Raw genomic sequence first — 14223 nt, 5'->3', positions numbered from 1 at the left:
CGCTAGTTGGGGCAGTCAAGCTCGACAACCCGATTTCGTGTCGACCTCTGTTCCAACCGTCACATTCACCAACAACCAGCCGATCGGATGATCCGCCAATCACTCGTATGGGTTCGCGCGCCGGAAGAATTCACGAGCTATACCCCGCGAATCGATCGCGATTCCCACGGGAGCAACCACATTGGACTGCGGTAGATCGGAAAGGTCAGTCGGCCCGTTCCACCAGGTGCTTGAACGCGCTCAGGTTGGCCGTCGATTCGCCACGTTTGACCCGCCAGTCCCATTCGCGACGAATCGACGAGCTGAAGCCGATCTCCAGCATCGTGTCGAAGGACTCGTCGGCATAGGTCAGCACCGAGCCGAGCAGACGGTCCAGCTCGTCCTCGTCGAGGCCCTTGAGCGAGACCCGGCCGGTCAGGTAGACGTCGCCGGCCGCGTCGATGGAGAAGGCGACGCCGTACATCCGGGCGTTGCGGCGCAGCAGCCAGGCCCAGAGCTCCTCGTGGCACTCGTCGGGGCGGCGCATCACGAACGCCTCGATCCGCAGCGAGTGCTCGCCGACGATCAGGTTGCAGGCGGTCTTGAGCTTGTGGGTGCCGGGCAGGCCGACCACGTACGATCCCGCCCCGGTCGACTCCCAGTCCAGCTCGCGGTCGGTCAGGACCCGCTCGATCAACTCGGTCACCATGCGCAGGACGCCCCCTCGAGTCGCGCTCTGATCAGCGCCCGATGCTCGCTCACCGCGTCACGGTAGACCCGCAGCAGCGTCTCGGCGGTGCGATCCCAGGAGAACTGGGCCGCGTGCGCGACCGCGCCGGCGGCCAGCCGGCGCCGGAAGCCAGGGGCGTCGAGCAGCCGGTCCAGGACCTTGGCCCAGTCCGCCGGATCGTGCCCGTCGACCAGCACCCCGCTGATCCCGTCCCGGACCGCGGTGACCAGGCCGCCGACCGCGGCCGCGACCACCGGGGTGCCGCACGCCTGGGCCTCCAGGGCGACCAGTCCGAACGACTCGTTGTAGGAGGGCACCGCGACCAGGTCGGCGGCCCGGTAGAGGGCAGCCAGGTCGGTGCCGGTCTGCGGGGGCAGGAACACCACCGAGTCGGCGACGCCGAGGGAGGCGGCCAGCTCGATCAGGGCGGTGGGCCGGTCCAGGCCGCTGCCGCTGGGGCCGCCGCAGATCACCAGGGTCACGTCCTGGGAACCGGCGGCGCGCATCTCGGCGAGCGCGGCGATCAGCACGTCGGGCGCCTTGAGCGGCTGGATCCGGCCGACGAAGGCGACGATCCGGCCGTCCTCCGGGAGGCCGAACCGGGCGCGGTCCCTCGTACCGGGGCGGAACCGCCGCAGGTCGACGCCGGGCTGCACCACGCTCACCCGGGACGGATCGGCGTCGTAGTGGGTGATCAGGTCCCGGGACTCGAAGTCGGTGTTCGCCACCAGCCGGTCCGATTCGGCGATGACCTGTTCCTCGCCGATCACCCGGGCCTTCGGCTCGGGCCGGTCACCGGCCGCGATGAACCTGTTCTTGACCTTGGCGAGGGTGTGCGCGGTGTGCACGTGCGGCACTCCCCAGCGCTCCCTGGCCAGCCAGCCGACCTGCCCGGAGAGCCAGTAGTGGGAGTGGACCAGGTCGTAGTGGCCGGGCGGGTGCGCCGCCTCGGCCCGCAGCACGCCGTGCGTGAAGGCGCAGAGCTGGGAGGGCAGCTCCTCCTTCGACAGCCCCTCGAACGGGCCTGCGGTGATGTGGCGCACGTGCACGCCGGGCGACATCTCGACGACCGGTGGCAGGTCCCTGGCGGTGGCCCGGGTGAAGATCTCCACCTCGACGCCCCGCTCGGCGAGCCGCTTCGCGATCTCGACGATGTAGACGTTCATGCCGCCCGCGTCCCCGGTGCCCGGTTGCTCCAGGGGTGAGGTGTGCACGGAGAGGGTGGCGATCCTGCGGAGGGCGGGCCATCCGCCGACGCCTCGAGGCTGGGCCACGCTGACTCCCATCCGTTACGAATACGCAAAACTTGTCGCGCCGACGTTCATCTTCCCCATCGCCGCTCCACGAACCAGCATGCAGACGGCGCGGGGTGATCCAGGTCATTGAGCGCGCGGCCCGATCCGGGTCATGGACAAGAATCAGGACATGCAGAACATCGCAGTGGTCACGGGGGCTTCGAGCGGGATCGGCGCGGCGACCGCCCGCCGGCTGGCCGGTGAGGGTTTTCACGTCGTCGTGGCGGCGCGCCGCGCGGACCGGCTGGACGCACTGGTCAAGGAGATCGGCCCGAACGCCACCGCCGTCGAGTGCGACGTCACCTCGGACGACTCGGTGGCCGCGCTGGCCGCGGCGGTGGCCGCGCTCGGCGCCCCGGTCACCCTGCTGGTGAACAACGCGGGCGGGGCCCGCGGCGTGGATCCGGTCGCCACCGGGTCCGTCGACGACTGGCAGTGGATGTACGACGTGAACGTCCTCGGCACGCTGCGGGTCACCAAGGCGCTGCTCCCGGCGCTCGAGGCGAGCGGCCGCGGCACGATCGTGACGGTCGGCTCCACCGCGGCCTTCACCCCCTACGAGGGCGGTGGTGGTTACGTCGCGGCCAAGCACGCCGAGACCGCCCTGGTCGGCACACTGCGGCTGGAACTGTGCGGGAAGCCGGTCCGGGTGATCGAGGTCGACCCCGGCATGGTGCGCACCGACGAGTTCGCGCTCAACCGCTTCGGCGGCGACCAGGACCGCGCCGACTCGGTCTACGACGGGGTGCGGGAGCCGCTGGTCGCCGACGACATCGCCGACTGCATCGCCTGGGCCGCCACCCGCCCGCAGCACGTCAACGTCGACCTCCTCGTGGTCCGGCCGGTCGCCCAGGCCGCCCAGCACAAGGTGCACCGGGAGCGGTAGTGCTCAAACCGGTCGGCGCGATCACCCGGGGGACCACCAATCCCAACCGGTTGCGACGCGTCGACAACTTCATCGCGTACCGCTGTGGTGGGCTCTTGAAAGACGCGGCGAAGCCGCTCGTCGTCGACCTGGGCTACGGCGCGTCGCCGGTGACCGCGGTGGAGTTGCGGGGCCGGCTGGCGGTCGCGGTCCGTGCGGACGTCACGGTGGTCGGTCTGGAGATCGATCCGGTACGGGTGAGCGACGCGCAGCCGTTCGCGGACCCGCCGTGGCTCGCCTTCCGGCGCGGCGGGTTCGAGCTGGCCGGGCTCGCGCCGGTGGTGGTGCGCGCGTTCAACGTGCTGCGCCAGTACTCCGAGGACGAGGTGGCGGCCGCCTGGCGGACGATGACCGCCACCGGCGCGCTGCTGGTCGAGGGCACCTGCGACGAGCTGGGCCGGATCGCCACCTGGACGGTCGTCGAGGAGGGCGTACCGCGGACGCTGACCCTCTCGGCCCGGCTGCCGGTGCTGGAGCACCCGGCGGTCTTCGCGGAGCGGCTGCCGAAGGCCCTGATCCACCACAACGTTCCCGGTCACCCGGTGCACGAGCTGCTGCGCGCGCTGAGCCGGGCCTGGGAGACCGAGGCCACCCCGTTCGGGCCGCGGCAGCGCTGGCTGGCGACGGTCCGACGGATGCGGGCCGAGGGCTGGCCGGTGCTCGACGGCCCGGCCCGCTGGCGGCTCGGCGAGCTGACGCTTCCCTGGCCCTAGTCCTTCCGCAGCGCCTCGCGGACGGCTTCGAGCAGGGGGTCGGCGGTGAAGGGCTTCTTCACCAGCACGTCGCCCTCGTCGATCTCGCCCTTGCCGACCGCGATGTCCTTGGGCAGCCCGGAGACGAACACCACGCCGATGCCGGGGCGCATGTCACGGATGGTCTTGGCCAGCTCGCCGCCGGACACGCCGGGCAGGGTGAGGTCGGTGATCAGCACGTCGATCTCACTGGGGTGTTCCCGGCAGATCGCGATGGCCTCGTCCGGATCGCCGGCCGCCAGTGTCGCGTAGGAGCCACGCCGTTCCAGCATGCGCTGCATGATGTCGCGCAGATCCTCCTCGTCGTCGACGACCAGCACTGTCGGCTGCTCGGCGACCGGCGCCTCGGGCATCGGATCCTCCTCGGGCTGGGGTCGTTCCCCACGCTAATCGCCCCGGGCCCCGGTGTCTGGGAAAACGAACGCCGCGCGACGCACCGGAAGGGCGTCGCGCGGCGTTCGGGGCACCGCCGGTCAGCGGGCCGTGTTCAGGTGACCGGTGTAGAGCAGGCGGTTCGGCGAACCCTTGCCCGGATTGCGGACCAGGCCGGATCCGGCGTGGGCGACCAGGTCGTCGCGCACCTGGCGGGGCGTCCAGTCCGGGTGGGCGCCGAGCACCAGTGCGGCCGCGCCGGCCACGTGCGGCGCCGCCATCGAGGTGCCGCTCATCGTCGCGGCGGCGGTGTTGGACGCCTTGCCGGCCGACTTGATGTTCACGCCCGGCGCGAAGAGGTCCAGGCAGGTGCCGAAGTTGGAGAACGAGGCGCGGGCGTCACGGCTGTCCACGGCGCCGACCGTGATCGCCTCCGGGGTGGCGGCCGGCGAGGCCTTGCAGGCGTTCTTGCCGTCGTTGCCACCGGCGATCGCGTAGGTCACCCCGCGGTCGATGGAGCGCTTGACCGCCGTGTCCAGCGCCTTGCTCAGCGGGCCGCCGAGGCTCATGTTGGCCACGGCCGGGAGCTTCGCGTTCTCGGTCACCCAGTCGACGGCCGCGATGAAGTCGGCGTACGAGCCGGAGCCGTCGCAGCTGAGCACCTTGAGCGCGACCAGCTTGACGTCCTTCGCGACGCCGTACGTGGTGCCGCCGACCGTGCCGGCGACGTGCGTGCCGTGGCCGTTGCAGTCGTCGGCGATCTTGTCGTCGTTGACGAAGTCCCAGCCGTAGCTCGCCCGGCCGCCGAACTCCTTGTGCCCGACGCGGACGCCGGTGTCGATCACGTAGGCGGTGACGTTCGCGGCCGGCTTGTAGGTGTAGCTCTTCGACAGCGGCAGCTTCCGCTGGTCGAGCCGGTCGAGGCCCCAGGCCGTCGCCTTGCCGGTCTGGGTGCGCGCGGCCGCGGTACGGCCAGCGGTGCTGATCTCGGCGTCCTGTTCGACGAACTCGACGGACGGGTCGGCGGCCAGACGGCGCGCCTCATCCGCGGTGGCCCGCAGGTGGAAGCCGCGGACCGAGGCGAGGTAGTCACCCTCGACCCGGCCGCCGTACCGCTGGGTCAGGTCGTGCGCGGCGGCGGCCCGGCCGGCCGCCTCGGCGCCGGCCTTCATGACGACGATGAAGCTGCCCGGGATGGCGCCCTCCACGCCGGCCCCGGAGATGGTGCCCATCGCGGGCGCGGCCGGAGCGGCGGCGGCCGGTCCGGTCAGGCCCCAGACGACTGCGGTGGCGGCGCTCGCGGCAACGGTCAGTCGGATGGCCAGGCGGGCGTCGTTACCGAACATAAGGTGTGTGTCCCTCTCGGTCGTCATCACAGGTCGATGAAGTTCCGGCCCGGGGGAATGCCGAAAGAAGCTGAGGGAAATGGTGGGGAGGGGAGAGTGCGCCCCCGGGTTCCTCCGGGTTGCGTCCCGGTTGTACGGATCGGAGACGTCCGATCGGACGTGTCACACCGCGAACCACTAAGCCGACCGTGCGGCAGGCCGAACTTCTCGCTGTCGGGACCGCTGCACCGCCACCGAAGCAAGGAGAGCGATATGAACACTCTGCTGTCGCCCGCGATCGACACCGTCGGCGAGCTGACCGAGCGCTGCGATCGTTGCGGTTCGGCCGCCAAGCTGGAGGTCGTCCTGGCCAGTGGTGGGGATCTGGCGTTCTGTGGCCACCACGCCAACCGGCACAAGGCCGACATCACTCGTGTGGCGAGCAAGATCCGCCTGGAGGAGGGCTTCGAGTGGGCCGGTAGGTAACCACTCCCGGGGGTAGTCCGCGTTATGCTCTTTCCCTCACGTATTGTGGGTATTTGTGCATATCGCGGCGCACGGCGTGGGCAGGCTTTCCCATCTGACAGCCGCATGCGCCGGAGTGGTGGTCGCCGTCATCGGTGCACTGCACACATTCGATGCGGGCGTTCCGCCGGAGGGCCTCATCGGCACTCCGGCGGCCGCCCTGATTCCGGCCGGAATCGCCCTCCTGCTCCAGGTGATGCCCGTTCCCGATCCGGGGACGGGCCGTTTCCGCGTGGCCGCGGCGGTGTCGTTCGCCCTGATCGCGACCGGCGTGGGCGTCGCCTCCCTGGGCGGGCACCCGGCCGAGGGCGTCGCCACCACCCTCACCGGGCTGGCGATCGCCTGCCTCGATCTGCGCGTGCCCCGGCCTACCGGTGGGATCGCGTTCCGGGTCGCCGACCCGCTCCTGCTGGGCGCCGCGATCATCACGCTGGTCGCCCTGGTCCCCCGGCTGGTCGAGCCGGCCGGCCCGCCCGGAGTCATGGCCACCCACCTGGCCGTCGCCCTGCTCATGCTGGTCGTCGGCGCCATCCTGGCTCGCCCCGAGACCGCACCGGAACACCGCCCCCCGGACTCCGGGACGCGCGCCGGCGTACGCGACCACGCCCCCGCCCTGATCGCCACGCCGATCGCCGCCGTCCTGGTCACCGTGATGGTCGCGAACCTCGGGATCGGCCTCGTCGCCGCGGCGGTGAGCATCGCCGTGATCCTCGCGGCGCTCGCCCTGCTGGCCCTGCTCGCCTACCTGGTGCGCACCCTCGGCGCCGGCCGGAGCCACCGGCACATGGTCGACGATCTGCGCGAACGGCAGGACTTCGCGCAGACGCTGTTGCAGTCGATGAACGAGGCGGTCATGGTGATGGACGCCAACTACCGGGTGATCGACGTGAACCGGCGCTGGCGGGAACTCACCGGGCACGACGACACCCTGCCGGAATCGCCGCCGCTGCCCCCGCCCGGCACCGGCGGCGACTGGCTGCTGCCCCGCGCCGACGGCACCGACGTGCCGGTGCTCGCCACCATGGCGGCCATCCCGGACGCGGCCGGCGCGACCCGCGGCTACGTCGCCACCTACGTCGACATCGCGGAGCGCAAGCAGGCCGAGGAGGAACTCACCCAGCACGCCGCCGAACTGGAGCGCGGCAATGCCGAACTCGCCTCCGCCCTCGCCTTCAAGAACGACCTCACCTCCATGCTGACGCATGACGTGGCGCAGCCGATCAGCTCCATCGCGAGCCTCGCCGAACTGCTCTGCGCCGACTGGGCCGATCTACCGGAGGACATCCGGCTGGAACTGGCCACCAAGATCGACAAGAACACCCGGCGGCTGATCAAGATGATGAACGACCTACAGCTGCTGTTCCGGCTGGACACCGGCACGGTCACCGCCCGCCGGGTGCCGGTGCCGCTGCTCGAGGTGGTCGAGACGGTCAGCGCGGCGACGTCCGGCTCCGGCGATGTGGAGATCACCATCGACGAGGACCTGGCCGCGCTGGCCGACCGCGGGCACCTCATCGTCATCGTGGAGAACCTGCTGAAGAACGCGCTCACGCACGGGGCGCCGCCGGTCCGCATCCGGGCCGAACGGGAGCCGGGCGGGACCCTGCTCCTGAGCGTGCAGGACAGCGGCACCGGCATCCCGGAGGACGTGCTGCCCAGCCTGTTCGGCCGGTTCATCCGCGGCGCGGGACTCGGTCTCTTCATCGTCCGGCACCTGGTCGAGGCGAACGGCGGGTCGGTCCGCTACGAGCACGCCGAGCCACGTGGCGCCCGTCTGCTGGTCACCCTGGAAGCGGCGCCGGCGCTCTAGGCGTACCCCGGAAAAGGGAAGGCCCGGAGACGCTCGGCGTCTCCGGGCCGCTCAGGCCGGGAATCCCTAACCGCGTTCCTCTTCATTGATCATGCCGGTGCCCCACATGTCGCTCTGACCGGTGCGGCCGCCCATCCGGGCGGATCCGGCGACGCCCCCCGAGTTCTCCGCCCCGGCGCTGGCGGCGTCGGCCATGGCCGCTTTCGCGGCGGCGTTGCGGTTGCGGATGCGGGCGGCGACCGAGGCCGGTGAGGCCGGATCGGCGGCGACGCCGGGCAGCAGGGTGTGCGAGTGGGTGGCCATCCGCTTGGAGCCGGCGCCGCTCGGCGGGATCGGGCTACCGCCGAGCACACCGCTCTCCACCAGGCCCTTGAAGGTGGTGAGGTCGTCCTTGAGCCGCCGGTTCAGCGACTCCTGCCCGTGCCGGTCACTGGGCATGAGGAAGGCGATGTCAGCCTCCAACTGGGCGACGATCTGCGTCTTGGTCTCCCCCATCGGGCGCAGCGTGATGGTCTCGGCGAGCAGTGGGCCCTCCATGGTGGACCAGGAGACCCGCTCGTCCGGCGACCGCTCGATGATCTGGGCGTCGAACTCGCGGCGCTTCCCGTCGACATCCATGATCCAGTGGGTCTGGTCGGACCCGACCGCGGTCACCTGTCGCACGCCGGTCATGAAACGGGGGTAGTTCTCGAACGCCGCGAGCTGCTCGTACACCGTGTGAAGCGGTGCGCTCACCTCGATAGCCTGCTGAACCATGCTCATCGCAACTCTCCCATGCTGAAGTGCTGGCATCACAGAGAGTACGGAGACTACTGCGAAACGTGTTCGATTTGGCGGTTCCTCGTCGCGCTCACACGCGGCGCAGGTATTGCCAGTGACCCACCTCGGCGGCGTACCGGGCGTCGCTGGCCGGCATCACCATCACGGCGGCGTCCAGCAGCATCTGCACCACCCGCGGGGACGGGCTGCGCCATGCCTCGCTGACCTCCACCACGGCGCCGGCGGCCCGGCAGGCCGTCGCCAGCTCGGCGACCAGCGCCGGCGTGACCACGGAGTCGTCGAGGCCGACCTGCCCGAGCAGTGCGAGCGGGCGGGCCAGCTGGGTGGGCACGTACCGGGAGGCCCGCTCCATGCCCTTCACGGCCGCCGCCACCAGCAGCTCCGCCACCTGACCGGGGACCATCAGGCCGCCGTCCAGCCGGGCGCGGACCTCGCGCGGACCGAGCACGTCGTCGCCGATCGGGAGAGCGGAGACCGCCACCGACAGGGCGTCCAGCGGGGCGAGGTCGGCCGGCAGGGCCAGCCACCCGTCCGCGCTGACCACCTCGACCTCGACCGCGACCCGCAGGGTCATCTCGGTACGGTGCCGGGCCCGCCGGACCGCGGCCGCGTACGCCGGGAGCCAGGTGGTGTCCGGCCCGGCCTGATCGGCGAAGGTGATCGCGGTCAGGCCGGCCTGATCGGCGGCCGACACCACCACACCCACCGCGTCCCGGCCGGCCGCGAATCCGGTGTGCACGTGCGCGTCCACCGCCAGATTCAGCGCGCGGGCCGTACCGACCACACCGCCTTCGATGACTGACTCGCGCTCTGCGCCCACCACTCGCCTCCCGGCTCGACGAACGGGATTCTCCCGACCAGATGAGAGTGCGGGTCCGGCGTTGTCCCCGGGGTCAGCGGACCGGTGCAGGTCAGGAGCGGCCGAGCCGGTGATGCGGGAAACGCCCGCCGCGTGATCGCGGCGGGCGTTCCCGGGTGTTCCTCATCCGGCCGATTCCGGCTTCTCGAATATCTTGGCGAGCGCCTTGACGGCGCCGTCGGTGGGCGAGGCGGCCGCCTGGTTGGCTTCCTGCAGTTCGCGGTAGACCTCCTCGCGGTGCACCTGCACGTCGCGGGGTGCCTGGATGCCCAGCCGGATGACGTCACCGCGGGCTTCGAGAACCGTGACGACGACGTCGTCGCCGATCATGACGCTCTCCCCGGCCCGCCGGGTCAGCACAAGCATCGGTGCCCTCCTCCATCCATGGAACGGACAGCATGGCAAAGGCGCGGCCGCGACGAAACGCGACCGCGCCCACACTTCGAGGTCTAGTATTTCTTGTTCATGATCGCCCGAACCGGGTAGTTCGAGCCGGTGAGGACGACCTGCATCGCTCGCATGCTGTCCCGGTCCAGCACGATGGGGGCGAGCAGGTTCGCCGTGGTCTCGTTCTCCCCCGCGGTGATGACGGTGAGCAGCAGCAGCCGATCCGGGTCCTTGCAGTTCAGCGCGGAGAACACCGAGTTGTCGATCTCCGGGGCGTAGTCCGGGAAGAACGGCTCGGGCGGAGCCACGAGGAACCGGAGCTCGGGGTCCTCGATGGACGTCAGCGCGTAGAGCAGGCCGTCGTCGTTGATCCGCACCAGGACGAATTCCCGGTGCGCCGGGAAGCCGGGCATGGACGCCGCCATCATGATGGTCGGCAGCCCCAGCGACGGGTCGGTCATCGTGGCCTCAATCGGACGGGATGTGGTACGGGTAGTCATGGTCACCTCAGGAAATCGATGAGCGAGGGCTGGACCACCTTGGCCGTGGCGGCCAAAGCGGCCTGATAGGAGTTCTGCTGAAGCTGCAAATCCATGATCGCCTTCGGCAGGTCGATGTCCTCGATACCGGACAGCTGCGACGACACGGACATCAAGCGATCCTCGGCGGACTGCTTCATCTGGGTAACCCGATTGTATCGAGCGCCTACCTCCGAAAGGGTGGATTTCACGAGGTCAGACGCTTGATCGAGATTCTTCATGCCGGCGTTGATGGCGGTGTGGTCACTCGCTCGGATCGCCGTCGAGAGGTCGTCCAGGACCTTGAAGAGCTGGGTCGGGGAACCCTCGGCCCCGAAGACCTCAGGACCCCCCAGATCCACCCGGACCTTGGCGTTCGGGCCGACCGCCCGGAGCGTCTGAACCGTCGACTCGCCGACGTAGGCGCCGGACGTGTCATAGGCCTCGACGCCCACGGTGGCGCCGCCGAAGACCGGCCGGTCCAGATACTTGCTGTTCGCCTGTTGGAGCAGCGTGCCCTTGATCTGGTCGATCTCGGCAGCCCTGGCCGCGTTCGCCTCGGGTGAGGTGGCGCCCGTGCTGGCCCCTTCGAGAGCGAGCTCGCGGACCCTGGACATCAGGCCGGTCATCGACTGCAGGTTGTCCTGCAGCATGCCGAGGCGGCCGAAGGCGTCGTCCGCGTTGAGCGAGTACTTCTGGTTCGCACGTACCTCGCCGCGCAACTGGAGGGCCGTGACCGCCCCGGTCGGGGAGTCGGAGGGCCGGTGCAACTGCTTGCCGCTGGAGATCTGCTCCATGGTCGTGTGGGTCCGGCCGAGGCTGCGCTGCAGGTTCCCCATCACCCGGGTACGGACGCTGTTCTCGGTGACACGCGGGCTCATGCTCATGAAATGGCTCCCCTTACCTACCGACGAGGCCGGTACGGTTGATCAATTGGTCGAGCATCGAGTCGATCGTGGTGAGGACGCGTGAGGCCGCCTCGTACCCCCGCTGGTAGGTCAGCAGGTTGGTCATCTCCTCGTCGAGGTTGACCCCGGACTCCGCGTCGCGTGCCGCGTCCACCTGCTCGGTCACCGAGACCTGGATGTCCCGCCGCCGCATCGAGGACTGGGCGACCACACCGAGGTCGCCGATCATCGACTGATATTCGGCGTCGGCTCCGCTCGTCGAGGCGCCCAGGTCGGAGAGGCTGTCCGCGATCGATCCGTCGAGCACCGGCGGTGTCCCGGTGGGATCCCCCCCGGAGACCGCCAGCTTCCTCGTGTCGGTGATGCCGACCGCGATGTTGGCCGCGGTGATCGGGGTGCCGGCCGGGACACCGCCGCCCGCGATGAAGAGGTTCTGCCCGGTCGTGCCGTCGATGCTGTACCCGGTGCTGTGCAGGTCGTTGACGGTCTTCGCCAGGGCGGCGGCCACCTTGTCCAGCCGCCCGGCGATCTCGTCCAGCGTGCCGCCCTTGCCGAGCAACTCCATCTGGGCGCCCATGGTCCCGCCGGCGTTCACCGGAAGTCCGGTGTCCGCCCATCGCAGGTTGACCCCGGTGGTGGCGAGATCCTCGAGCCGCGTCGCGCTACCGGGCGCGACCTCGATCGTCTGGGAGGTGAACTCGCTGACCAGAGCGGCGTTACCGACGTAGACGTTCATCGAGCCGTTCGGCAGGGTCTGCGCCGTCGCACCGATCATGTCGGACAGTTTCAGCATCAGCTGCCCCCGCTGGTCGGCCAGTTCGTTCGGCTGGAGGCCGGCCCCGGTGGCCACCACGATCTCCTTGTTCAGCTTCGCGATCTCCGCGGCGGTCTTGTTCACCTCAGCGGTACGGATGTCCAGCCCGGTCCGGTTGGTCGTGTACTGGTTGTTCAGCGAGGTGGCCGCGTCGTTGAGCGACGCCGCCGCGGTCGTGGCCTGTTCGAGCAGTGCCGCCTTGGGCGCGCTCTGGGTGGGGTTCATCGCGACGGCGTTCCAGCCGTCCCACAGGTCCTGGAGGCGAGCCTGGAGTGCGGTGTCGCTCGGCTCGGCGAAGACCTCCTCGATGAGCCCGTACGATCCGGCCCGCTCGGTGTGATAGGCCGAGGTCCCGTGTTCGATGTAGCTGCGCTGGTCCAGCCCCGCGCTGCGCAGCCGATCGACCGACGAGACCGCGACACCGGCGCCGGCCTCCGCCGACATGGAGTACATGCCGGGCACCGTGTTGGAGTTCAGCGAGCGCATCGTCACCCGCTGCCGGCTGTATCCCTCGGTATTCGCGTTCGCGATGTTCTGGCCGGTCACGTCCAGGCCGCGACGCTGCGCGTAGAGCGACGTGAGCGCGGTGTTGATGCCGCCGAAGGTGCTGCCCATCAGATCGCCTCATCTACCAGGGTGGGGCGGCGCACGCCGCCGGTGACTGTCTGTCCCTGTGGTCCATACGTTTCCACGGTCTCGGCGAACGCGAGCATGGTTTCGCGGGCCGCGCGCTGCCCGGCCGTGAGCAGGTCCCGGTTGACGTCGGCCAGCGTCCGGATCTCCGAGGTCAGCAGCAGGAACGCCTTGCGGTGCTGGTGCAGGAGGTCGGACCAGGGGTCGGGGGCCGCATCCGCAAGCTCGCCGAGGGAGGCCTCCGGGTCCAGACCCATCTCGGCGGCCACCGCCTGCGCGTACGTCGCCCGGATGACCTCGGTCTGCCGGATCTGATCGAGCACCAGCTCCACCTCGCGGGTGGCGTGGCTGAGCCAGCGTGAACGGTTGGCGGCGAGCAGCAACTGCTCCTCCTCCAGCTTGAAGAGCAGCATCTCCAGCAGCTCACGTGAGCGCCACAGGACACTGGCCAGATCGGTCAGGCTCACGTGGTCCTCCGTCGTGTCGATGGTCGGGCCACCCTCCGGGCGGACCGTTCATCCGGGCAGATCGGCACATCCGCCGTGACACTGAGCAGTTTCGCCGCCGATCGGTACTTCTCCGTTTCGCCCGATAGGCCCGAAGAATTTTCCGATAATCCTCATGGCCTCCCGCCGGCCCGCCGATGGGTAGGGCACAACACCACGGTCCACGGACGGGCCGGTTCAAGACCCCACTCAAGGAGGAATTTCTCATGGGTCTTCGCATCAACCAGAACATCGCGGCGCAGAACGCCTACCGCAACCTCTCCGTCAGCGACAACCAGATGTCGAAGCAGCTGGAGAAGCTGTCCAGCGGTTTCCGCATCAACCGCGCGGCGGACGACGCGGCCGGCCTCTCGATCTCCGAGGGTCTGCGCTCCCAGGTCGGTGGCCTCAAGGTCGCCACCCGCAACGCCCAGGACGCGATCAGCGTCGTGCAGACCGCTGAGGGCGCCCTGAGCGAGGTCACCAGCATGGTGCAGCGCATGCGTGACCTGGCCGTGCAGGCGAACAGTGCCGCCCTGGACACCGATGCCAAGGCGGCGTCACAGAAGGAGGTCGACGAGCTCGCCCTCGAGATCACCCGGGTCAGCGACACCACCTCGTTCGGCAAGTCGAAGCTGCTCGACGGTTCCTTCACCGCCAAGGACTTCCAGGTCGGCGCGAACACGGGTGCGGAGGATGTCCTCAGCATCTCGATCGGTGCCATGGACGCGACCACTCTCGCCATCGACTCTCTCGACCTGAGCAGCAGCGCCGGCGCGACGGCCGCCATCGATGCGCTGGACGCTGCCCTCAAGACGGTCACCGACCAGCGGGCCTCGCTCGGTGCGTCCCAGAACCGCTTCGAGCACACCATCAACAACCTCAACACGACCGTCGAGAACCTGTCCGCGTCGGAGTCCCGGATCCGGGACGCCGACATGGCCACCGAGATGGTCTCGTTCACCCGTAGCCAGATCCTGACCCAGGCCGGCACGGCCATGCTCTCGCAGGCCAACCAGTCCTCGCAGGGTGTGCTGTCGCTGCTCCGCTGACGTTCTAACCGGACGGCAACCGACAACAACTGAATTAGCAAGGCGCGATACCGAAGATGGGGGTGGACCGGCAA

The 14223-nt window shown here is 69.8% G+C and carries 16 protein-coding genes; 5 read left to right on the top strand and 11 right to left on the bottom strand.

Annotated features, from left to right (window positions below; genetic code table 11):
* Positions 1–205: 205 nt before the first annotated feature.
* Both KZ829_RS04475 and mshA read right to left on the bottom strand, forming a co-directional pair.
* Complete coding sequence (locus tag KZ829_RS04475; RefSeq protein WP_220142568.1) at positions 206–688, bottom strand: type III secretion system chaperone family protein; 483 nt, start codon at positions 686–688, stop codon at positions 206–208.
* On the bottom strand, positions 682–1995 hold the full coding sequence (gene mshA / locus KZ829_RS04470) for a D-inositol-3-phosphate glycosyltransferase (RefSeq protein ID WP_220142567.1): 1314 nt from the start codon (positions 1993–1995) through the stop codon (positions 682–684). Before mshA ends, KZ829_RS04475 begins: the two co-directional genes overlap by 7 nt.
* A 139-nt stretch (positions 1996–2134) precedes the next feature.
* Between mshA and KZ829_RS04465 the strand changes: the two genes are divergently transcribed.
* Together KZ829_RS04465 and KZ829_RS04460 are read left to right on the top strand one after the other, a co-directional pair.
* Entirely contained in the window at positions 2135–2890 is a 756-nt protein-coding gene (locus tag KZ829_RS04465) for an SDR family oxidoreductase (RefSeq protein WP_220142566.1), read from the top strand.
* Positions 2890–3642: a class I SAM-dependent methyltransferase gene (locus KZ829_RS04460; protein ID WP_220142565.1), complete on the top strand. Its 753-nt coding sequence runs from the start codon at positions 2890–2892 to the stop codon at positions 3640–3642. The genes KZ829_RS04465 and KZ829_RS04460 overlap by 1 nt, the downstream gene beginning before the upstream one ends.
* On the opposite strand, the gene KZ829_RS04455 is transcribed toward KZ829_RS04460, so the two are convergent.
* Together KZ829_RS04455 and KZ829_RS04450 are read right to left on the bottom strand one after the other, a co-directional pair.
* Positions 3639–4034, bottom strand: a complete 396-nt coding sequence (locus KZ829_RS04455; RefSeq protein WP_220142564.1) for a response regulator — start codon at positions 4032–4034, stop codon at positions 3639–3641. The genes KZ829_RS04460 and KZ829_RS04455 overlap by 4 nt on opposite strands.
* A gap of 120 nt (positions 4035–4154) precedes the next feature.
* On the bottom strand, positions 4155–5399 hold the full coding sequence (locus KZ829_RS04450) for a S8 family peptidase (RefSeq protein WP_220142563.1): 1245 nt from the start codon (positions 5397–5399) through the stop codon (positions 4155–4157).
* A gap of 252 nt (positions 5400–5651) precedes the next feature.
* Here KZ829_RS04450 and KZ829_RS04445 point away from each other — a divergent pair, with 252 nt between their 5' ends.
* Together KZ829_RS04445 and KZ829_RS04440 are read left to right on the top strand one after the other, a co-directional pair.
* Positions 5652–5864: a DUF7455 domain-containing protein gene (locus KZ829_RS04445; protein WP_220142562.1), complete on the top strand. Its 213-nt coding sequence runs from the start codon at positions 5652–5654 to the stop codon at positions 5862–5864.
* A gap of 76 nt (positions 5865–5940) precedes the next feature.
* Entirely contained in the window at positions 5941–7713 is a 1773-nt protein-coding gene (locus tag KZ829_RS04440; protein ID WP_308285334.1) for a sensor histidine kinase, read from the top strand.
* Positions 7714–7779: 66 nt separating this feature from the next.
* Here the strand turns inward: KZ829_RS04440 and KZ829_RS04435 are convergent, their stop codons facing one another.
* From KZ829_RS04435 to KZ829_RS04405, 7 genes are all read right to left on the bottom strand, one after another.
* Positions 7780–8469 (bottom strand): SRPBCC family protein, encoded by a 690-nt coding sequence (locus tag KZ829_RS04435; protein WP_220142877.1) that lies wholly within the window; start codon positions 8467–8469, stop codon positions 7780–7782.
* A gap of 94 nt (positions 8470–8563) precedes the next feature.
* A complete protein-coding gene (locus KZ829_RS04430) occupies positions 8564–9313 on the bottom strand; it encodes a hydrolase (protein ID WP_220142561.1) in 750 nt (249 codons plus the stop codon).
* A gap of 162 nt (positions 9314–9475) precedes the next feature.
* A complete protein-coding gene (gene csrA, locus KZ829_RS43800) occupies positions 9476–9718 on the bottom strand; it encodes a carbon storage regulator CsrA (protein ID WP_183222505.1) in 243 nt (80 codons plus the stop codon).
* An 83-nt stretch (positions 9719–9801) separates the two neighbouring features.
* Entirely contained in the window at positions 9802–10200 is a 399-nt protein-coding gene (fliW, locus tag KZ829_RS04420) for a flagellar assembly protein FliW (protein WP_229794668.1), read from the bottom strand.
* Between the two features lie 41 nt (positions 10201–10241).
* Complete coding sequence (locus KZ829_RS04415) at positions 10242–11144, bottom strand: flagellin N-terminal helical domain-containing protein (protein ID WP_220142560.1); 903 nt, start codon at positions 11142–11144, stop codon at positions 10242–10244.
* Between the two features lie 13 nt (positions 11145–11157).
* Positions 11158–12594 carry a flagellar hook-associated protein FlgK gene (flgK, locus tag KZ829_RS04410; protein ID WP_220142559.1) on the bottom strand — a complete coding sequence of 479 codons (1437 nt, stop codon included), beginning with the start codon at positions 12592–12594 and terminating at the stop codon, positions 11158–11160.
* A complete protein-coding gene (locus tag KZ829_RS04405; protein WP_220142558.1) occupies positions 12594–13079 on the bottom strand; it encodes a flagellar protein FlgN in 486 nt (161 codons plus the stop codon). Before KZ829_RS04405 ends, flgK begins: the two co-directional genes overlap by 1 nt.
* Before the next feature lie 245 nt (positions 13080–13324).
* Here KZ829_RS04405 and KZ829_RS04400 point away from each other — a divergent pair, with 245 nt between their 5' ends.
* Positions 13325–14149, top strand: coding sequence for a flagellin N-terminal helical domain-containing protein (locus KZ829_RS04400; protein WP_220142557.1), 825 nt, complete (start codon positions 13325–13327; stop codon positions 14147–14149).
* Positions 14150–14223: the final 74 nt, after the last annotated feature.

It is taken from the genome of Actinoplanes hulinensis (genome assembly GCF_019429605.1).
Classification (GTDB): Bacteria; Actinomycetota; Actinomycetes; order Mycobacteriales; family Micromonosporaceae; genus Actinoplanes; species Actinoplanes campanulatus.
Note: the sequence above shows the minus strand (reverse complement) of the source record. Positions and strands in the feature narration are given on the sequence as shown.

Coding starts and splice junctions, on each gene's coding strand:
- mshA (WP_220142567.1), bottom strand. CDS start 1,995: ATGGGAGTCAGCGTGGCCCAGCCTCGAGGCGTCGGCGGATGGCCCGCC.
- KZ829_RS04400 (WP_220142557.1), top strand. CDS start 13,325: ATGGGTCTTCGCATCAACCAGAACATCGCGGCGCAGAACGCCTACCGC.
- KZ829_RS04475 (WP_220142568.1), bottom strand. CDS start 688: ATGGTGACCGAGTTGATCGAGCGGGTCCTGACCGACCGCGAGCTGGAC.
- KZ829_RS04415 (WP_220142560.1), bottom strand. CDS start 11,144: ATGAGCATGAGCCCGCGTGTCACCGAGAACAGCGTCCGTACCCGGGTG.
- fliW (WP_229794668.1), bottom strand. CDS start 10,200: ATGACCGACCCGTCGCTGGGGCTGCCGACCATCATGATGGCGGCGTCC.
- KZ829_RS04465 (WP_220142566.1), top strand. CDS start 2,135: ATGCAGAACATCGCAGTGGTCACGGGGGCTTCGAGCGGGATCGGCGCG.
- KZ829_RS04450 (WP_220142563.1), bottom strand. CDS start 5,399: ATGTTCGGTAACGACGCCCGCCTGGCCATCCGACTGACCGTTGCCGCG.
- KZ829_RS04455 (WP_220142564.1), bottom strand. CDS start 4,034: ATGCCCGAGGCGCCGGTCGCCGAGCAGCCGACAGTGCTGGTCGTCGAC.
- flgK (WP_220142559.1), bottom strand. CDS start 12,594: ATGGGCAGCACCTTCGGCGGCATCAACACCGCGCTCACGTCGCTCTAC.
- KZ829_RS04445 (WP_220142562.1), top strand. CDS start 5,652: ATGAACACTCTGCTGTCGCCCGCGATCGACACCGTCGGCGAGCTGACC.
- csrA (WP_183222505.1), bottom strand. CDS start 9,718: ATGCTTGTGCTGACCCGGCGGGCCGGGGAGAGCGTCATGATCGGCGAC.
- KZ829_RS04435 (WP_220142877.1), bottom strand. CDS start 8,469: ATGGTTCAGCAGGCTATCGAGGTGAGCGCACCGCTTCACACGGTGTAC.